Below are 19,546 nucleotides of genomic sequence, written 5' to 3'. Positions count from 1 at the left end.
CCGTTTTTCTTCCACAGTGCTCCTGTCTGCCGCTGTTGCGCCAGATTCCCAAAAAGGGCCAGGAAGATTGGAGCGGCCCGGCGTTTTCTCGAGAGTTGTGATGAGCACTATTCCATTGACCAAGCGCGGCGCAGACATGCTGCGCGACGAATTGCAGAGACTGAAATCCGTTGAGCGTCCCGCCGTGATCAACTCGATCGCGGAAGCGCGCGCACAGGGCGATTTGTCCGAAAACGCGGAATACGATGCCGCGAAAGAAAAGCAGGGCTTTATCGAAGGCCGCATCGCCGAAATCGAATCGAAACTCGCGGGCGCGCAGGTGATCGACCCGTCGCAAGTTGAAGCCGACGGCCGCGTGGTATTCGGCGCAACGGTCGAACTGGAAGACCTGGACTCGGGCGCATCGGTCAAATATCAGATTGTCGGCGACGACGAAGCGGACATCGACCACGGCCTGATTTCCATCAGCTCGCCGATTGCGCGCGCGCTGATCGGCAAGTCGGAGGGCGACGTCGCGTCCGTTCAGGCGCCCGGCGGCGTGCGCGAGTACGAAATCATCGCGGTTAGCTACGTTTGAAGGCGGCTTCGGTGTCCCTGATGCCGCATCGAATCTTTCGTCTACTGACGGTTGTGTGGGTCGGTAGTCTGCTGACAATCGGCTATGCCGTTGCGCCCGTGCTGTTCAGTTCGCTCGACCGGACGACGGCGGGCGCAGTGGCGGCGCAATTGTTCCGAATCGAAGGGCTGCTGGGCGCCGTCTGCGGCATCTTGCTGCTGGGTCTGGCGAACGTGCTGGTCCGGCGGGGCAATGGCGAGTACAGGCGCTTGCGCTGGCTGGTAGCCGGCATGTTGATCTGCGTGCTGGTCGGTTACTTTGCGTTGCAGCCATTCATGAACGCGATGCGTGTGGCCGCACTGGAAGCAGGAACGGACCTCGCCCATTCCCCGTATGCAGCGCGCTTTGGCATGCTGCACGGCGTTTCCAGCCTGTTTTATCTGATTGAAAGCCTGCTCGGCATAGCGCTCGTGTGGAAGCTGCCGGTGAACACCGGCGCCGGAGTCGCACAGCAAGGCGCTCGCGATGTTTCCGGCGAGGTGGCGGGTTAGGAAAGCCGGCCTGTCGTGCGGGCTCGCCACTGCGGGCGGTTGCCGGCGGTTCGCGGCCAATACCAGACCGTTCCGGTCGCCTGACTTTAGGCTCTGCGGTCTCTCAACCTGACGCACAGGCCAAGAGAGCGAGGGTACGCAACGGCAATACGCGCGCCGCCTATCGTGAAGGTGCGGACGGTTGCCGCACCCGTGCACGCGTTGACCGCTGGCTTATTTCGACTGATGCGCGCGCTTGCTGCTGGTCTGGCGCTTCTTCGCGCGCTTGATGTTGCCGCCTTGCGTGACCCGTTCGTTGCCGCGCACCAGCACGGCTTTTGCCTTGGGCTTGCGCATGGGCACTTCGCTGGGTTTCACGACCTTGACCACGCGCGGGGCGCGGCCCTTGCTGGCCTTGGCTTCCACCGCGGCTTCGCGCGCGCTGGGCAGGGCGCCCCTCAATGCGCCGCGTTTGCCTTTGGGCGCCGGCTGTGCAGCCGCTTCCGGCTTCCAGATGACCAGCAGCTTGCCGATGTGCTGAATGGGGGCGGCGTTCAGCTTGTCGCAGATCTGTTCGTAAATCGCGATGCGCTCTTCGCGTTCGTCGCCGAACACGCGGATCTTGATCAGCTGATGGGCGGCGAGGTGAACCTTGATTTCGGCGAGGACCGCGTCGGTCAGACCTTCGGCGCCGACCAGCACCACCGGTTTGAGCGCATGTGCCTGGGAGCGCAACTCGGCGCGTTGGTCGGAAGAAACTTTGAGGGCGGGCATGTGAAGTGGGAGACTCGACTAAAATGGCGGCACCTGCGTTCCCCAACGGCGTCGTTCGACGCGTTGGAGCGGAACATGAGTGGGACACTACGGCAGGCGGCGCGTCAGAACTACAGAATCGCGGATAATAGCCAGTTTCCTGGTGGTCGCCGCGCGAATTAACCGCGTATTATCCGCTAAAGCGTGACATGACGCAGCAAGAGTTCAACGTTTAATGGCAAAAAACAAGTTCAATACGGCATGGCTGCATGACCATATCAACGATCCGTACGTGAAAATGGCGCAGCGGGAAGGCTATCGCGCCCGCGCCGCCTACAAGCTCAAGGAGATCGACGAGCAGGACAAGCTGATCAGGCCGGGGCAGGTGATCGTCGATCTGGGTTCGTCGCCGGGCAGTTGGAGCCAGTATGCGCGCAACAAGCTCGCGAAAGGCGCGCAGCGCGACGCCGAGCGCGAGGGTGGCATCGACGGCACGATCATCGCGCTCGACATCCTGCCGATGGAGCCCGTGGCGGACGTCCATTTCATTCAAGGCGACTTCCGCGAAGACTCCGTGTTGTCCCAGCTGGAAGAAATTGTCGGCGAACGGCAGGTCGACCTTGTAATTTCGGATATGGCGCCCAACCTGTCGGGAGTGGCGGTGGCGGATGCCGCGCGAATCGAGCATTTGTGCGATCTCGCGCTGGAGTTTTCGCAAAATCACCTGAAACCGGATGGAGCCCTTTTAGTCAAATGCTTTCACGGCAGTGGTTACAGCCAGATTGTCGAAAAGTTCAAGCGCCAGTTCAAGGTGGTGGCTGCCCGCAAGCCCAAGGCTTCGCGGGACAAGTCGTCTGAAACGTTTATTTTGGGTAAGCATCTGAAGAAGCCCGCGTAGGGCGTTCCGCGTCGCCCCGCCATGCTATTTCTGTGGTAGCGAAAGCTTATGGCAGGGGTCTGCGGACTGGATTAGAATGCTTTCGTGGTGCCGCAAGGCAAATGTAGGCGCCCGTCTAAGTGAAGGAGTGGTGCTTTGAACAACAATATGTTTTCGAAGGCAGCAGTGTGGCTGGTTATCGCACTGGTGCTATTTACGGTGTTCAAGCAGTTCGACAAGCCCCGTGTCCAGGAAGGCGTTTCCTATTCGCAGTTCATGGACGACGCGAAGAACGGCAAAGTCAAGAACGTCATTGTCCAGGGGCGGAACCTCACGGTCACTCCAGCAGACGGCCAGAAGTACCAGATCGTGTCGCCCGGCGACATCTGGATGGTCGGCGACCTGATGAAATATGGCGTTCAGGTCAGCGGCAAGGCTGACGACGAACCCAACGCGCTGGTGTCCGCGCTGTATTACCTCGGGCCGACCATTCTCATCATCGGTTTCTGGTTCTACATGATGCGACAGATGCAGGGAGGCGGGAAAGGCGGCGCCTTCTCGTTTGGCAAGTCGCGTGCGCGTCTGATCGACGAGAACAACAACGCAATCAATTTCACCGACGTCGCCGGTTGCGACGAAGCAAAGGAAGAAGTCTCCGAACTGGTCGACTTCCTACGCGACCCGCAGAAGTTCCAGAAGCTGGGCGGCCGCATTCCGCGCGGGGTGCTGCTGGTCGGTCCGCCGGGAACCGGTAAGACGCTGCTCGCGCGCGCCATCGCCGGCGAGGCGAAGGTTCCGTTCTTCAGCATCTCGGGTTCGGACTTCGTGGAAATGTTCGTCGGTGTCGGCGCGGCTCGCGTGCGCGACATGTTCGAGCAGGCCAAGAAGCATGCGCCGTGCATTGTGTTCATCGACGAAATCGACGCGGTCGGCCGTCATCGCGGCGCCGGCATGGGCGGCGGTAACGACGAGCGCGAGCAGACGCTCAACCAGATGCTGGTCGAGATGGACGGCTTCGAGGCCAACTCCGGCGTAATCGTGATTGCCGCGACCAACCGTTCGGACGTGCTCGACAAGGCGTTGCTGCGTCCGGGCCGTTTCGACCGCCAGGTGTACGTCGGTCTGCCGGACATTCGCGGCCGCGAGCACATCATGAAGGTCCACCTTCGCAAAGTGCCTATTTCGAACGACGTCGACGCGGCGGTGATTGCGCGCGGCACGCCGGGCTTCTCGGGCGCCGATCTGGCGAACCTCGTGAACGAAGCAGCATTGTTCGCGGCGCGCCGCGGCAAGCGCATTGTCGAAATGACGGACTTCGAAGACGCGAAGGACAAGATCTTCATGGGTCCGGAGCGCAAGTCGGCGGTAATCCGCGAAGAGTCGAAGCGCGCGACCGCTTACCACGAGTCGGGCCATGCGGTTATAGCCAAGCTGCTGCCGAAGGCCGATCCGGTGCACAAGGTCACCATCATTCCGCGTGGTCGCGCATTGGGCGTCACGTGGCAGTTGCCGGAGCACGACAACGAAACGTATTCGAAAGACTATCTGCTCGATCGTCTTGCGATTCTGTTCGGTGGCCGTGTCGCGGAAGAGCTGTTCCTTAACCTGATCAGCACGGGCGCGTCGGACGACTTCAATAAGGCCACGCAAACCGCGCGCGCCATGGTAGCCCGCTTCGGCATGACCGACGCACTGGGACCAATGGTCTACGTGGACGACGAAAACGACGCCACACCGTTCGGCCGCGGCTTCACGCGCACCATTTCGGAAGCGACGCAGCAGAAGGTGGACGCGGAAATCCGCCGTGTGCTGGACGAGCAATACAACCTCGCGAAGCGCCTGCTGGAAGAAAACCGCGACAAGGTCGAAGCGATGACCGCCGCGTTGATGGAGTGGGAGACGATCGACTCCGATCAGATCAACGACATCATGGCCGGACGTCCGCCGCGTTCGCCCAAGAGTTCGCCGCCGTCGGCAAGCGACGCGTCGTCGGGCGGCAGCCCTGGCACCGAGGTCAAGCCGGGCAGTGCGACCGCGCCGGCCTGATAGGCTGTCGGTAGAAAGTGCGGGCCGGTGTGCATCCACACCGGCCCGTTTTGCATTTATTCGTCTAGTTGATGTAACGCTACGTGCCCACAGCCGCTTTCTCTCCCCCCATTCCCGAGCCGTTGCAGTGCGGCCGGTTCAAGCTGAGCTTCGAACGCCCGTTGGTCATGGGCATCCTGAACGTCACGCCCGATTCCTTCTCCGACGGCGGCCAGTACGCGATGCATGGCGACGCGCTGCGCCAGGCCGAGCGCATGATGCTCGAGGGCGCGGACATTATCGACATTGGCGGTGAATCGACGCGCCCCGGCGCTCCGCCCGTTCCGCTCGACGAGGAGCTGGAACGCGTGATTCCGCTCATTGAGCAGCTGCGCGGTGCGAACGTGCCGCTTTCCGTCGATACCTACAAGCCCGAAGTGATGCGCCGCGCACTGAACGCGGGTGCCGATCTGATCAACGATATCTGGGGCTTCCGCATGCCCGGTTCGATCGACGCAGTGCGCGACAGCGACTGTGGTCTATGCGTGATGCATATGCTCGGCGAGCCACAGACCATGCAACTCGGCGAGCCGGCTTACGGCGATGTCGTGAGCGAAGTCAGCGAGTTTCTAAACGAGCGCGTGACGGCGCTCAGACAGGCAGGCATTGCGCGCGAGCGGATCAGCGTGGACCCGGGTTTCGGTTTCGGCAAGGCGGTGGTCGAGCACAATTACGCGCTGCTCGCGCGTCTTGCCGACAGCGCGCCGCCCGCTGATCCGCCGTACCCGATTCTCGCGGGCATGTCGCGTAAGTCGATGATCGGCGCGGTCACCGGGCGCCCGGCGGCCGAGCGCGTCGCGGGCAGCGTCGCCGCAGCAGTTCTGGCCGCTGAACGCGGCGCGGCGATCCTGCGCGTACACGATGTCGCGCAAACAGTAGACGCATTGAAAGTATGGGCAGCCCTGCGCGACGCGGCGAACCGCGCCGGCCCGCGCAGCTAAGCCAAAAGCAAGGAGAACACATAAGATGGCACGTCGTTATTTCGGCACGGATGGAATTCGGGGCAAGGTCGGCGAAGGGCCTATTACGCCGGAATTTGTATTGCGGCTCGGCTATGCGGCCGGCAAGGTGCTCGTCGGTGCAGACCGCTGGGCGCGCACGGGCACGCGGCCGACGGTGCTGATCGGCAAGGACACGCGCGTGTCCGGCTACATGCTCGAAGCGGCGCTCGAGGCGGGTTTTTCGGCCGCCGGGGTCGACGTGATGCTGGCCGGTCCAATGCCCACACCGGGCATCGCCTATCTGACTCGGGCGCTGCGGCTCGCGGCGGGCGTGGTGATTAGCGCGTCGCACAATCCGTATTACGACAACGGTATCAAGTTCTTCTCCGCAGACGGCAACAAGCTGCCGGACGACGTCGAATCGCAGATTGAAGAGCAACTGGAACTGCCGCTCGCCTGCGCGGCGTCGGAGCAGCTCGGCAAGGCGCGGCGTCTGGATGACGCCGCCGGCCGCTACATCGAATTCTGCAAGAGCACGTTTCCGGCGACCTTCGATCTGCGCGGACTGAAACTGGTGGTGGATTGCGCACACGGCGCCGCGTACGACGTCGCGCCGCACGTGTTCCACGAGCTGGGCGCCGAGGTCATCCCAATCGGCGTTGCGCCGAACGGCTTCAATATCAACGACGGCGTCGGCGCAACCGCGCCCGACGCGCTGGTGCGTGCGGTGCGGGCCAATCACGCGGATCTGGGCATTGCGCTGGACGGGGACGCGGACCGTCTGCAGGTCGTCGACGCCGCCGGGCGTCTCTATAACGGCGACGAACTGCTGTACGTGCTGGTAAAGGATCGCATCGCGACCGACGGTAAAGTCGAAGGCGCGGTGGGCACGCTGATGACCAATATGGCTGTCGAGGTCGCGCTGCAGGCGGCGGGCGTGAAGTTCGTGCGCGCGGCCGTGGGCGACCGCTATGTGCTCGAGCAGTTGCGCGAGCACGGCTGGCAGCTCGGCGCCGAGGGCTCCGGCCACATCCTGTCGCTCGATCGTCATTCGACCGGCGACGGTATCGTCTCCGCGCTGCTCGTCCTCGCGGCCATGAAGCGCAGCGACAAAACGCTCGCCGAACTGCTGGAGGGCGTATCGCTGTTCCCGCAGAAGCTGATCAACGTGCGTATGAAGCCGGACGCTGACTGGAAGGGCAGCGATGCGATCCGGCGCGCTATTGCCAGCGCGGAAGACGCGCTCAATGGGCGCGGACGCGTGCTGATCCGCGCGTCGGGCACCGAGCCCGTGCTGCGCGTGATGGTCGAAGCCGAGCAGGTGGACGACGCAGTCCGCCATGCCGAGGCAATCGCGGCGGCCGTAACCCACGCAACGGCTTAAGCGTCCTTTGACTTAAGCGTCTCTTTACTTGTGCGCTGCGGCGGGGCGGACCTTTCGGTCGCTCCGCCGGAGCTGGCTAGGTCGGCACGGCCGCCTGTGCCGCGCTCATCACACACTCCCCACACGTCTCGCCCCGCGCTGCGCGCCCGCAAACGTTCGCGCCCCATCTTTTTCGCCTAATCTGTACAGGAATCGGCGCCAACGCAGCAAATCGCCGGTTCCCGCGCCGGAATTCCTTTCGCGTCAGTAAACTCACTGTCACACGAGTTTCACGGTTAGTCACGGTACTGTCATAAAGAGGCCCTAAGCTTCGCGGTGTTCACGTTACACACCGCTCACACCTTGGAGGTTTCGATGAAATTGATGCAAACCGTGTTCGCTGGCGTCGCTGGCGCGGTCTTCGCGATGGCAGCCCAGGCAGCAGACATCACCGGCGCGGGCAGCACCTTTGCAGCACCGATCTACACGAAATGGGCGGACGCCTACCAGAAATCCGGCGGCGGCAAGGTCAACTACCAGGGTATCGGTTCGTCGGGCGGTATCAAGCAGATCATTGCCAAGACCGTGGATTTCGCCGGCTCGGACGCTCCGCTGAAGGACGACGAACTCGCGAAGGACGGCTTGTTCCAGTTCCCGACGGTGGTCGGCGGCGTGGTGCCGGTTGTCAACGTGCCGGGCGTGAAGCCGGCTGAACTGGTGCTGTCGGGCGAAGTGCTGGGCGACATCTACCTGGGCAAGATCAAGAAGTGGAACGATCCGGCGATCGTTGCGCTGAACCCGAAGGCGAAGCTGCCGGACACGGACATCGCCGTGGTTCGTCGCGCCGACGGTTCGGGCACCAGCTTCATCTGGACGAACTACCTGTCCAAGGTCAACAACGAATGGAAGTCGAAGGTTGGTGAAGGTTCGACCGTGAACTGGCCGACCGGTACGGGCGGCAAGGGCAACGACGGCGTCGCCGCGTTCGTGCAACGTCTGCCGGGCGCAATCGGCTATGTCGAGTGGGCGTATGCGAAGCAGAACCACATGACCTACGTCGCGCTGAAGAACTCGACGGGCACGGTTGTCGAGCCGAAGACGGAAACCTTCAAGGCAGCGGCAGCGGGCGCGGACTGGTCGAAGTCGTTCTACCAGATCCTGACGAACGAGCCGGGCAAGAACGCATGGCCGATCGTCGGCGCGACGTTTGTGCTGCTGCACACGGCGCAGGAAAAGCCGGCGCAAGGCGCGGAAACGCTGAAGTTCTTCGACTGGGCATTCAAGAACGGCACGCAAGCCGCGAACGATCTGGACTACATCTCGCTGCCGGAGTCCGTGGTCTCCGAGATCAAGACGCAGTGGAAGTCGAAGGTGAAGGACGCTTCGGGCAAGCCGCTCGCCGAGTAAGCGCTACGAGGGCGGTCACACGCAACGCCTTCATGTAACACATTGGCCGTCCTCGACCGGGGACGGCCAATGGCATTGACCGGCACTGTTTTTTGTCGGCCGAAACCGGCCTTCACCGGCCAGCGACACTAACAAGTAGTGCGCAGATGCATGACCCGCCGCGCGACATAAGTCGCATGGCAACTGGAAAAGGTCCATCAGGCTCTTATGTCCGATATCCAATTAGCGTCTGGCGCGCCGCGGGCCACCCCGCCTGGCAGCGCGTCGCAGCAAAGAGCGCCCAGCCGCGCCGGCGACGTGATCTTCGGCGGCCTCGCGCGCCTCGCCGCCATTGTCACGCTGTTGCTGCTAGGCGGCATCATCGTTTCGCTGGTCTTCGCTTCCATGCCGTCCATCAAGCAGTTCGGTCTCGGCTTCCTGTGGAGCGCGGAGTGGGATCCGCCCAGCAAGCAGTTCGGTGCTCTCGTGCCGATCTACGGCACGATCGCCACCTCGATCATTGCGCTCATCATCGCGGTGCCCGTGAGCTTCGGCATCGCGCTCTTTTTGACCGAACTCTCGCCCGCATGGCTGCGCCGGCCGCTCGGCATCGCGATCGAACTGCTGGCCGCCATTCCGTCGATTGTCTACGGCATGTGGGGCTTGCTCGTGTTCGCGCCGATCTTCGCGACGTGGTTCGAAAAGCCACTCGGCGCCGTGCTCGGCGGCATTCCGGTCGTTGGCGCGCTGTTCCAGGGCGCGCCCATCGGCATCGGCATTCTGTGCGCCGGTGTGATTCTCGCGATCATGATCATTCCGTACATCGCCTCGGTAATGCGCGACGTGTTCGAAGTCACGCCGGTGCTGCTGAAGGAATCGGCGTACGGCATCGGCTGCACGACGTGGGAAGTGATGTGGAAGATCGTGCTGCCCTTTACCAAGAGCGGCGTGATCGGCGGCGTGATGCTCGGCCTTGGCCGTGCGCTCGGCGAGACGATGGCCGTCACGTTCGTGATCGGCAATACGAACCTGCTCGATAACGTGTCGCTGTTTTCGCCGGGCAACAGCATTACGTCGGCGCTCGCCAATGAATTCGCCGAAGCGGATCCGGGCCTGCACACCTCGGCGCTGATGGAACTCGGCCTGATTCTCTTTGTGATCACCTTCATCGTGCTGGCCATTTCGAAGATCATGCTGCTTCGTCTGGAGAAAGGGGAGGGCGCGAAATGAGCCAGTCCACCTTGAACATGCCGGGCTCGAACGACGCCGCCGCGCTGGAAAAAATGCGCGTGCGCCTGCAAGGGCGCCGCCGCACGCAAAACGCCATCGCGTTGACGCTGTCGCTTGCGGCAATGGCTTTCGGCCTTCTGTGGCTGATCTGGATTCTCTACACGACGCTGCGCCTTGGTATCGGCGGCCTGTCGGTCGAACTGTTCACGCAGTCCACGCCGCCGCCCAACACGGATGGCGGCGGTCTAGCCAACGCCATTGTCGGCAGCCTGTTGCTGGTTGTGCTCGCAACCTTCGTCGGCACGCCTATCGGCATACTGGCCGGTGTCTATCTCGCGGAATACGGACAGAAGCGTTGGCTCGCGAGCCTCACGCGCTTCATCAACGACATTCTGTTGTCGGCGCCGTCCATCGTGGTGGGTCTTTTCGTCTACGCGCTCGTCGTCGCGAAGATGGGCCACTTCAGCGGCTGGGCCGGCGTGTTCGCGCTCGCGCTGCTGCAGATTCCGATCGTGATCCGCACCACGGAAAACATGCTGAAACTGGTGCCGAACGCATTGCGTGAAGCCGCCTTCGCACTCGGCACGCCAAAGTGGAAGATGGTGTTGTCGATCACGCTGAAGGCGTCGGTGGCCGGTATCGTCACCGGTGTGCTGCTCGCGGTCGCCCGTATCGCCGGTGAGACTGCGCCGCTTCTCTTTACCGCGTTGTCGAATCAGTTCTTTTCGGTGGATCTCGGCCAGCCGGTCGCCAATCTGCCGGTGACGATCTACAAGTTTGCGATGAGTCCGTTCGCGCAGTGGCAATCGCTCGCGTGGGCCGGCGTTTTCCTGATCACGCTCGCGGTGCTGGGACTGAACATCCTCGCGCGCACGATCTTTTCGAAAAAGTAAGGGCGGAGTGTAATCCGATGAACATGGCAGAAACTCAACTCAATCCGGTCTCGCGTCCCGCTGCGCCCGCTGGTTTCGATCCCGCGCAAGGCGGCCAGGAGCCTTCGCCGTCGCGTCCGAAGATCGAGGTCAACGACCTGAACTTCTTCTACGGCAAGTATCACGCGCTGAAGAACATCAACCTGCAGATTCCGGAAGGCAAGGTGACCGCGTTCATCGGCCCGTCCGGCTGCGGCAAGTCCACACTGCTGCGTACTTTCAACAAGATGTACGCGCTCTATCCGGAGCAACGCGCCGAAGGCGAGATCCTGATGGACGGCGAAAACCTGCTGACCTCGAAGCGCGATATTTCGCTGTTGCGCGCGCGTATCGGCATGGTGTTCCAGAAACCCACGCCGTTTCCGATGTCGATCTACGACAACATCGCGTTCGGCGTGAAGATGTTCGAGTCGCTGCCGCGCTCGGAAATGGACGACCGCGTCGAATGGGCGCTCACCAAGGCGGCGCTGTGGAACGAAGTGAAGGACAAGCTCGGCCAGAGCGGCTACGGTCTGTCGGGCGGCCAGCAGCAGCGTTTGTGCATTGCGCGCGGCATCGCGATCCGTCCGGAAGTGCTGCTGCTGGACGAACCGTGCTCGGCGCTCGACCCGATTTCGACGGGCCGCATCGAAGAGCTGATCGCCGAATTGAAGAGCGACTACACGGTGGTCATCGTCACGCACAACATGCAGCAGGCGGCCCGCTGTTCGGACTACACTGCGTATATGTACCTTGGCGAACTGATCGAATTCGGCGATACCGAAAAGATCTTCATCAAGCCGGTCCGTAAGGAAACCGAAGATTACATTACTGGCCGCTTCGGCTGATGAGCCGGGCAAACAACGGAGTACGACATGTCCGATAAACACCTCTCCAGCCAGTTCGACGCCGATCTGAACCTGGTTTCCTCGAAGGTGCTCGAAATGGGCGGCCTCGTCGAATCGCAGATCGTCAAGGCGATGCAGGCGCTCAACGAATTCGATCTGCAGCTCGCCGAGCAGGTGATCGCCACGGAAGACCGCCTGAACACGATGGAAGTCGAGATCGACGAGGAGTGCAGCAACATCATCGCGCGTCGTCAGCCGGCCGCGCGCGACCTGCGCCTGCTGATCGCGATTTCGAAGACCATCACCAATCTCGAGCGGGCCGGCGACGAAGCCGAGAAGATCGCCAAGCGCACGAGGCGTCTGATGGAAGACGGCGCGTCGCGCACCATCAACATTGCCGAGATCAAATTGTCGGGCGAAATGGCGGTGTCTATTCTGCGTCGCGCGCTCGACGCATTTGCGCGTCTGGACACGGTCGCCGCCGCGCAGATCGTGCGCGACGACAAGGCAATCGACGAAGAATTCCGCGCGTTCGTGCGCAAGCTGATTTCGTACATGACGGAAGACCCGCGCTCCATTTCGGTGGGCCTCGATTTCCTGTTCATCGCCAAGGCCATCGAGCGTATCGGCGACCACGCGAAGAACATCGCCGAGTTCATCATTTACATCGTTAAGGGTACGGACGTGCGGCACAAGTCGCGCGACGCACTCGAGCGCGAAGCGCTCAGTTAATCCAGAGATAAGGACCAGAGGTGCCGATGCCCAGCAGCATTCTCGTCATTGAAGATGAGCCCGCAATTTCCGAACTGATTTCGGTCAATCTTCAACACGCCGGACACTGCCCGATTCGCGCGTACAACGCGGAGCAGGCGCAAAACCTGATCAGCGACGTATTGCCCGACCTCGTCCTGCTCGACTGGATGTTGCCGGGCAAGTCGGGTATCGCGTTCGCGCGCGACCTGCGCAACAACGAGCGCACGAAGCACATCCCGATCATCATGCTGACCGCGCGCGGCGACGAGCAGGACAAGGTGCTCGGCCTCGAGATCGGCGCGGACGACTACGTGACCAAGCCGTTTTCGCCGAAAGAGCTGATGGCGCGCATCAAGGCGGTGCTGCGCCGCCGCGCACCGCAGCTCACCGAGGACGTGGTCGCCATCAACGGCCTGAAGCTCGATCCGGCAACGCATCGCGTCGCCGCGCATGCGGAAGGCAGCGAGATCAAGCTCGACCTCGGTCCGACCGAGTTCCGTCTATTGCACTTTTTCATGACACACCCCGAGCGCGTGCACAGCCGCACGCAACTGCTCGATCAGGTGTGGGGCGACCACGTGTTCGTCGAAGAGCGCACGGTGGACGTGCACATCAAGCGCCTGCGCGCGGCCCTCAAGCCGGCGGGTTGCGATGCTATGATCGAGACGGTCCGCGGCAGCGGCTACCGTCTGGCCAAGAGCGCCTGATCTTTTGCGGCGGCGCGCACGCCGTTCTCTTCGATTGTCTAGACCATGAACATCATCTGGGCGCGCTCCATCGTTTCGATCGTGCTGCTCGCCATACTGTGCGTGGTGGTCGGCGCATTTGTGAATGTCAACGCCGCATTGATCCTCGCGGTCGTCATGCTGCTCATGCAAAGCCTCTCGGGCACGTTTCATAAAGAGCGGTTGTGGCGTTTGCTCGACGCGCCCGTGTACGGCGAAGTGCCGAGCGCGCCGGGCATCTGGGGCGAAATCTACTACCGTCTGCATAAGCTCGCGAAGCGCTGGCATGCCCAGGTGCGCCAGGTCGAGCAGCAGCACTCGCGCTTCATTCAGGCGATTCAGGCGTCGCCGAACGGCGTGGCCATGCTCGACGACCACGATCAGATCGAATGGTGCAACGCCATCTCCGAAGTGCATTTCGGGCTCGACGCCAGGCGCGATCTGCGCCAGCACATCACACATCTGGTGCGTCAACCGGAATTCGTCCGGTATCTGAACTCGCACCAGTACGAGGAAATGCTGATCATGCGCGGCATGGGCGTGAAACGGCAGAACGTGCTGTCCGTGCAGGTGTTTCCTTATGGCGAGAACCGCAAACTCGTGCTGTCGCAGGACATTACCGAACTCGAGCGCACGGACGCCATGCGGCGCGACTTCGTCGCCAACGTGTCGCATGAGCTGAAAACACCGCTCACCGTGCTCTCCGGTTTTCTCGAGACGATGCGCGAGTTGCCGCTCTCGGAAGCGGAGCGCGCGCGCTACCTGGAGCTCATGGAGCAGCAGGCGTCGCGTATGCGGCACATCGTGAACGATCTGCTCGTGCTCGCCAAACTGGAGGGCGACAACAAGCCGCCGAGCGATCAGATGATCGACATGCGTGCGGTCTTGCGGCATCTGCGTGACGACGCAGAAAGCCTGTCGAGCGACCACCATGAAATTGTCTTCGAAGCCGACGAAGGGCTGACGGTGACGGGCGTCGAAACCGAGATTCTGAGCGCGTTCGGCAACCTCGTGACCAACGCGATCCGCTATACGCCGGACGGCGGCGCGATCAAAGTGAGCTGGCAGGCGCAGGGCGGTGCGGCGGTGTTCTCGGTCACCGACAGCGGCCTGGGCATTCCGGCCGCCGACATTCCGCGCCTCACCGAGCGTTTCTACCGCGTGGACCGCAGCCGTTCGCGCGATACCGGCGGCACTGGTCTTGGACTCGCCATCGTCAAGCACGTGCTGCAACGGCACGATGCACAACTCGACGTGAAGAGCGAAGAAGGGCGCGGCAGTACGTTCAGCGTGAAGTTTCCGTTGTATCGCACGACGCGGCGGCAGCCGGCGCACGCATAACGGCGCGCGATTCATGAAAACGCCCGCCTGAAGCACAAGCTCAGGCGGGCTTTTTCATGAACCTCCGACGCTGCGTTCGTCCGCTTACCGATCTTCAGCGGCGCAGACCGACACTCAAGTCCACGCCGCACAGAGCGGGACGCGTTACGAGCAGAACTTCGCGAGCAGGCTCATTTGTGCATTGCGCGAGGACTTGCCGGGCCGCCGCCGACGATAATGCCCGTCGCTTTGCATGAGCCACGCAGACTGGTTGTCGCCGAGAAACGCCGACAGACCCTCCGCGATCACCCGGCGCTTGAGCCGCCGGTTGTTGACCGGAAACGCGACTTCGACGCGGCGAAAGAAGTTGCGATCCATCCAGTCCGCGCTGGATAGATACACCTGTTCGCGGCCGTCGTCGTAGAAGTAATAGATACGATGATGTTCGAGAAAGCGCCCGACAATCGAGCGCACCGTGATGTTCTCGGAGAGGCCCGGCACGCCCGGCTGCAACGAACAGACGCCGCGCACGATCAGGTCGATCTTCACGCCTGCCTGGGACGCTTCGTACAACTCCGCAATCACCGTAGGTTCCAGCAATGCGTTCATCTTCGCGACGATGCGCGCCTTTTTGCCCGAACGCGCATGCTCTGCTTCCGCGCGGATTGCGTCGACGAGTTTGGGGTGCAGCGTGAATGGCGACTGCCACAGCTCGTGCAGTTTCAGTTCGCCGCCAATGCCGGTGAGTTGCTGGAATACATGATGCACGTCTTCACAGATTTGCGGGTCGGCGCTCATCAAGCCGAAGTCCGTGTAAAGACGCGCCGTGCGCGGATGATAATTGCCGGTGCCAAGGTGCACGTAACGCTTGAGCGTCATCTTGCCGCCTACCGTTGCGCGTCGCACGATCAGCATCATCTTTGCGTGGCACTTGTGGCCGACCACGCCGTACACGACATGCGCGCCGACCGCTTCGAGCTGCGCGGCCCAGTTGATGTTGGTTTCCTCGTCGAAGCGCGCGAGCAGTTCGACCACCACGGTGACTTCCTTGCCGTTGCGCGCGGCCTGCATCAACGCGTCCATCAGCGGCGAGTCGGTGCCGGTGCGGTAGATGGTCTGCTTGATGGCGACCACGCTCGGATCTTTGGCCGCTTGCAGCAGCAGTTCGAGCACCGGCTGAAAACTCTCGTACGGATGATGCAGCAGCACGTCGCCCTGATCGATCACGTCGAACATGCTCGCGGCGTTCGCGATAGGCGCGGGAATGGCGGGAATATGCGGCACGAACTTCAGATCGGGCCGGTCCACCATCTCCGGCAACTGCATGAGACGCACGAGGTTGACCGGACCATTCGCGTAATAGCAGTCCTTGTCGCTGAGTCCGCTTTCGTTGAGCAGCCGCCGCACCACATGCGCGGGCGTTTCCGCAGAGACTTCGAGCCGCACTGCGTTGCCCAGATGCCGCGCCGGCAGCTCGCCCTGCAGCGCGACGCGCAGATTGGTGATTTCGTCTTCGTCGACGAACAGTTCGCTGTTACGCGTAATGCGAAACTGATTGCAACTGCGCACCACGAGGTTTGGAAACAACTCGCCGACAAAGCGCTGCAACAGAGAGCTGAGCAGCACGAAGCCGTGCGGATAACCCGAGAGCTCCTGCGGCATGCGCACAAGCCGCGGCAACGCGCGCGGCGCCTGCACGATGCCCATCATCGCCTGACGGCCGAAGGCGTCTTTGCCCTCCAGTTCGACCACGAAGTTCAGGCTCTTGTTGAGCACGCGCGGAAACGGATGCGCGGGGTCGAGGCCGATTGGCGTGAGTACCGGCAGCAGTTCGTTAAAGAAATAATCGCGCGCCCACGCGGTCTGCGCCTCGCTCCATGCCTCGGTGCCGTGGAAATAGATGCCTTCCGCCTCGAGCGCGGTAAGCACCGTGTCGTGCAGCATCGTGTATTGCCGATGCACCAGCTTCTGCGCACGCTCGACCACCAGGTCATAAACATGCTGCAGCGACATGCCGTCGGGCGAAAGCGCGCCCGGATTGTCGCGCATCTGCTCCTGCAGTCCGGCCATGCGGACTTCGAAGAATTCGTCGAGATTGCTACTGGTGATGCAGATGAAACGCAGGCGTTCGAGCAAAGGGACGGCGGGGTCGGCGGCTTGCGCCAACACGCGCTCGTTGAAACCCAGAATGCCCAGCTCGCGATTCAATAAGGGGTAGCGGATGGACATCGGCAGCGAGAATGGAATTTCGGATAGGGACGCGGAAAGACGCTCGGAAATTCTCACAGTATGATGACATTGTTATGACATTCTCAATGTTATAAATTCTACGCTGTATTGCTCGCCTGTCGTCAATATGACGCAGTCCGTATGGGACCATGGGGAACCCCATCCGCGCGAGGTGACATCGTGAGCTCCGGTACGCTTAGAATGGCGTTTTTGAACAGCGCGGCCGGTCGCAGGGCGGCGACAGTTCCAGGCGCCAGTCACACCTTGCACGCATCCACCACCGCCGCGCTCGCGCGCATGGAGTCCGCAAACCCGATGGTCAATACCCCACAACTGCTTGCTGCCGTCGACCTCGGTTCGAACAGCTTCCGGCTGATTGTCGGCCGCGTCGAGGAAACCGACGCCGGCAGCCAGATCTACCAGGTCGATGCGTTGCGCGAGCCAGTGCGGCTTGCCGCCGGTCTGTCGCGCGACAAGATGCTCGACCGGGCGTCGCAGGTGCGCGGCTGGGACGCGCTCAAACGCTTCGGCGAACGGCTGCGCGACTTTCATCCCGACCATGTGCGCGCGGTTGCGACCAACACCCTGCGTATCGCGAAGAACGCCGGCGAATTCCTCGGCGAAGCGCAAGCGGCGCTCGGGTTTCCGATCGAGGTGATCGCCGGGCGCGAGGAAGCCCGCCTCATCTACGCCGGCGCCGCGCATTCCGTGCCGGCGAGTCCCGGCAAGCGGCTCGTGGTGGACATAGGCGGTGGCTCGACGGAGTTCATCATCGGTTCCCATTACACGCCGATCAAGATGGAGAGTCTCTATATCGGCTGCGTGAGCCATAGCCGTGCATTTTTCCCCGCGGGCAACGTCGACGAATACACGATGCGCCAGGCCGAACTCGCCGCGGGCCGCGAAATTCAGATCATTTCGTCGGAATACAAGAAGACGGGTTGGGAGCAGGCCATCGGCTCGTCCGGCACGGCGCGCGCGTTGGCGGAACTGGTCGAGGCAAACGGCTTCAACGACGCAGGCGTCACGCACGGCATTTCGCGCGGCGGACTGGAGCGCCTCAAGCGCGCGTTGATCAAGGCGGAGAACGTCAACCGGCTGAAGCTCGTCGCGCTGAAAGCGGACCGCATTCCCGTGCTGGCCGGCGGCCTGTCCATCATGATCGCCGTGTTCGACGAACTGGGCGTCGACTATGTCGATACGACAGACGGCGCGTTGCGCCTCGGCGTACTTTACGATCTGCTGGGCCGCTCACAGCACGAGGACATGCGTACGGTCACGGTGGAAGGCTTCATGCGCCGCTATGGCGTGGATCGCGCGCAGGCGGCTCGCATCGGCGAGCTGGCCGTGCGCTTTTACGATCAGTTCGCCGAGCCCGACGAAGAACGCCGGGTAGAGAATCGAATGTTTCTCGGCTGGGCGGCGGCGCTGCATGAGATCGGCCTGTCCATATCGCACAGCGCGTATCACAAGCATTCGGCGTATATCGCAAGCAACGCGGACATGCCGGGCTTTTCGCGCACCGACCAGGCGCGGCTCGCGGCGCTCGTGCTCGGTCACGCGGGCAAGCTCGGCAAGCTCTCGCAAACACGCGAGGTGGAGTGGCCGTTGCTGTTCTGTCTGCGGCTCGCGGCTCTGCTGTGCCGTCGCCGTGCGGATGTCGGCCTGCCGGGCATTACGGTCGCCCAGGCGAACGGCGGTTACGAGGTGCGTTTGCCCAATGAATGGGTCGCCAATAATCCGCTCACCGACTACAGCCTGATTCAGGAAGCCGCAGAGTGGGAAAAAGTTGGCATTCCGTATCGAGTGGTCTATACGGACGATTGATGCGTGCGTATCGCGCTCGGCCGGTTCTCGCCGAGCCGGTTTGCAAATGCAGAAAAGCCCGGTTTTTCCGGGCTTTTCTGTTGCTGCGCCTGCTTGCCGCGTGGACGCAGCCTAGCGCGGCAACGCCTCGCCGAGGAAGTGGCGGGCGTAGCGCGCGTTGATGTCCGACAGACGGAACAGCGTCAGGAAATCGGCCGTGTTGAAGTCGGGATCCCATGCCGGAGCGCCGCAAATCTTCGCGCCAAGACGCAGATAGCCTTTGACGAGCGGCGGAGGCGCGACCTCCACGCCGGTTTGCAACTCGTCGACGGGCAACGGCGTATGCGCAAACGCGCGATATTCCGGCGCCGTCAGCGCGCTGTCGCGCAACGAGCAATACAGGTTCGCCGCATAGTGGCCGCCGTCGACCATCGCGACGCTCGCGCAGCCGAGCATCGTCTCGTAGCCGTTGTGCTTCATGTACGCGGCGAGCCCGGCCCACAGCGACATGATGACCGAGCCGCTGCGATAGTCCGGGTGCACGCATGAGCGGCCCACCTCGACCATCTTCGCGCGCAGGTGCGTGAGACGCGAAACGTCGAACTCGCTTTCGGCGTAGAGGCGTCCGATGCGCGCGGCCTGATGCGGCGGCAACGCGCGATAGGTGCCGACCACCTTCAGCGTGTCCAGATCGCGTACCAGCAGGTGATCGCAATACGGGTCGAACGAATCGACGTCCAGGCCTGCTGGACCTGCAAGGCGTGCGCCCATTTCATCGGCGAACACGCGGTAACGCAGACGCTGCGCCTCGCGAAGCTCCTCGTCGGTGCGAGCCCACGTGACTCGCAGCCGGTGTTGCGCGGTGACCGTCTCTTCGGCGCGCGGCAGGCGACGGGACTCGAAGATCGAAGCGAGGGGCAGGGTAGGCGTCGGCAGTTCTCGCATTGGGGCGTCCTGGTCGAAAAAAGGTGAGTCTTTTTTCGCCAATGTAGTAACGCCCGGTGACGCTCGCATGGCAATGCCGTGACGATTGGATGACTGCATGTAAGCCGCGTTGTAAGTCGGGCAGTAAGTCGCGTAGTAAGCCGCGTTGTGGGCCGCGTTGTAGGCCGCGTGCCTGGCTGTCGGGCTACGCCGCTGCGATGCGCGGCCTGCACACGGTGCGTCAGGTCTTGCCTGACCGCCGTGGTTTGCCGACGGTTTTACGTGCCGAGCCTGCCTGCCGAGTGTGAC

General features: G+C 62.4%; 17 protein-coding genes. 14 read left to right on the top strand and 3 right to left on the bottom strand.

Annotated features, from left to right (window positions below):
• Positions 1 to 100 precede the first annotated feature (100 nt).
• Both greA and JNB89_RS22375 read left to right on the top strand, forming a co-directional pair.
• Complete coding sequence (gene greA / locus JNB89_RS22380; RefSeq protein WP_013340018.1) at positions 101 to 577, top strand: transcription elongation factor GreA; 477 nt, start codon at positions 101 to 103, stop codon at positions 575 to 577.
• Positions 578 to 597: 20 nt separating this feature from the next.
• On the top strand, positions 598 to 1,107 hold the full coding sequence (locus JNB89_RS22375; RefSeq protein ID WP_220363623.1) for a DUF4149 domain-containing protein: 510 nt from the start codon (positions 598 to 600) through the stop codon (positions 1,105 to 1,107).
• Between the two features lie 213 nt (positions 1,108 to 1,320).
• On the opposite strand, the gene JNB89_RS22370 is transcribed toward JNB89_RS22375, so the two are convergent.
• On the bottom strand, positions 1,321 to 1,860 hold the full coding sequence (locus tag JNB89_RS22370; RefSeq protein WP_220363622.1) for a YhbY family RNA-binding protein: 540 nt from the start codon (positions 1,858 to 1,860) through the stop codon (positions 1,321 to 1,323).
• 214 nt (positions 1,861 to 2,074) lie between these two features.
• Between JNB89_RS22370 and JNB89_RS22365 the strand changes: the two genes are divergently transcribed.
• The 11 genes from JNB89_RS22365 to phoR all read left to right on the top strand — a co-directional run bounded on the left by JNB89_RS22365 (position 2,075) and on the right by phoR (position 14,299).
• Complete coding sequence (locus tag JNB89_RS22365) at positions 2,075 to 2,737, top strand: RlmE family RNA methyltransferase (protein ID WP_013340015.1); 663 nt, start codon at positions 2,075 to 2,077, stop codon at positions 2,735 to 2,737.
• Between the two features lie 135 nt (positions 2,738 to 2,872).
• Positions 2,873 to 4,762, top strand: a complete 1,890-nt coding sequence (gene ftsH / locus JNB89_RS22360) for an ATP-dependent zinc metalloprotease FtsH (RefSeq protein ID WP_013340014.1) — start codon at positions 2,873 to 2,875, stop codon at positions 4,760 to 4,762.
• Between the two features lie 83 nt (positions 4,763 to 4,845).
• The gene (gene folP, locus JNB89_RS22355) at positions 4,846 to 5,742 is read left to right on the top strand and encodes a dihydropteroate synthase (protein ID WP_220363621.1); all 897 of its coding nucleotides are present in this window, start codon (positions 4,846 to 4,848) and stop codon (positions 5,740 to 5,742) included.
• A 25-nt stretch (positions 5,743 to 5,767) separates the two neighbouring features.
• The gene (gene glmM, locus JNB89_RS22350) at positions 5,768 to 7,126 is read left to right on the top strand and encodes a phosphoglucosamine mutase (protein WP_220363620.1); all 1,359 of its coding nucleotides are present in this window, start codon (positions 5,768 to 5,770) and stop codon (positions 7,124 to 7,126) included.
• A 354-nt stretch (positions 7,127 to 7,480) separates the two neighbouring features.
• Entirely contained in the window at positions 7,481 to 8,512 is a 1,032-nt protein-coding gene (pstS, locus tag JNB89_RS22345) for a phosphate ABC transporter substrate-binding protein PstS (RefSeq protein ID WP_013340011.1), read from the top strand.
• A 207-nt stretch (positions 8,513 to 8,719) separates the two neighbouring features.
• Complete coding sequence (gene pstC / locus JNB89_RS22340) at positions 8,720 to 9,721, top strand: phosphate ABC transporter permease PstC (protein WP_013340010.1); 1,002 nt, start codon at positions 8,720 to 8,722, stop codon at positions 9,719 to 9,721.
• The gene (gene pstA / locus JNB89_RS22335) at positions 9,718 to 10,614 is read left to right on the top strand and encodes a phosphate ABC transporter permease PstA (protein ID WP_013340009.1); all 897 of its coding nucleotides are present in this window, start codon (positions 9,718 to 9,720) and stop codon (positions 10,612 to 10,614) included. The genes pstC and pstA overlap by 4 nt, the downstream gene beginning before the upstream one ends.
• Before the next feature lie 17 nt (positions 10,615 to 10,631).
• Positions 10,632 to 11,480 carry a phosphate ABC transporter ATP-binding protein PstB gene (pstB, locus tag JNB89_RS22330; RefSeq protein WP_013340008.1) on the top strand — a complete coding sequence of 283 codons (849 nt, stop codon included), beginning with the start codon at positions 10,632 to 10,634 and terminating at the stop codon, positions 11,478 to 11,480.
• Positions 11,481 to 11,507: 27 nt separating this feature from the next.
• Positions 11,508 to 12,212 carry a phosphate signaling complex protein PhoU gene (gene phoU / locus JNB89_RS22325; protein WP_013340007.1) on the top strand — a complete coding sequence of 235 codons (705 nt, stop codon included), beginning with the start codon at positions 11,508 to 11,510 and terminating at the stop codon, positions 12,210 to 12,212.
• A gap of 26 nt (positions 12,213 to 12,238) precedes the next feature.
• Positions 12,239 to 12,940, top strand: coding sequence for a phosphate regulon transcriptional regulator PhoB (gene phoB, locus JNB89_RS22320; RefSeq protein ID WP_006051991.1), 702 nt, complete (start codon positions 12,239 to 12,241; stop codon positions 12,938 to 12,940).
• Between the two features lie 45 nt (positions 12,941 to 12,985).
• Positions 12,986 to 14,299 carry a phosphate regulon sensor histidine kinase PhoR gene (gene phoR / locus JNB89_RS22315; protein WP_220363619.1) on the top strand — a complete coding sequence of 438 codons (1,314 nt, stop codon included), beginning with the start codon at positions 12,986 to 12,988 and terminating at the stop codon, positions 14,297 to 14,299.
• Positions 14,300 to 14,443: 144 nt separating this feature from the next.
• Here phoR and ppk1 read toward each other — a convergent pair whose 3' ends face one another.
• Positions 14,444 to 16,507 carry a polyphosphate kinase 1 gene (gene ppk1, locus JNB89_RS22310; RefSeq protein WP_220363618.1) on the bottom strand — a complete coding sequence of 688 codons (2,064 nt, stop codon included), beginning with the start codon at positions 16,505 to 16,507 and terminating at the stop codon, positions 14,444 to 14,446.
• Positions 16,508 to 16,708: 201 nt separating this feature from the next.
• On the opposite strand from ppk1, the gene ppx reads away from it, so the two are divergent.
• Positions 16,709 to 18,334 (top strand): exopolyphosphatase, encoded by a 1,626-nt coding sequence (gene ppx / locus JNB89_RS22305; protein WP_222859022.1) that lies wholly within the window; start codon positions 16,709 to 16,711, stop codon positions 18,332 to 18,334.
• A gap of 111 nt (positions 18,335 to 18,445) precedes the next feature.
• Here ppx and JNB89_RS22300 read toward each other — a convergent pair whose 3' ends face one another.
• Entirely contained in the window at positions 18,446 to 19,258 is an 813-nt protein-coding gene (locus JNB89_RS22300) for a GNAT family N-acetyltransferase (protein ID WP_013340003.1), read from the bottom strand.
• Positions 19,259 to 19,546: the final 288 nt, after the last annotated feature.

Source organism: Paraburkholderia phenoliruptrix (assembly GCF_019511605.1).
GTDB lineage: Bacteria > Pseudomonadota > Gammaproteobacteria > Burkholderiales > Burkholderiaceae > Paraburkholderia > Paraburkholderia phenoliruptrix_A.
This window is presented reverse-complemented; position numbering and strand designations above follow the sequence as displayed.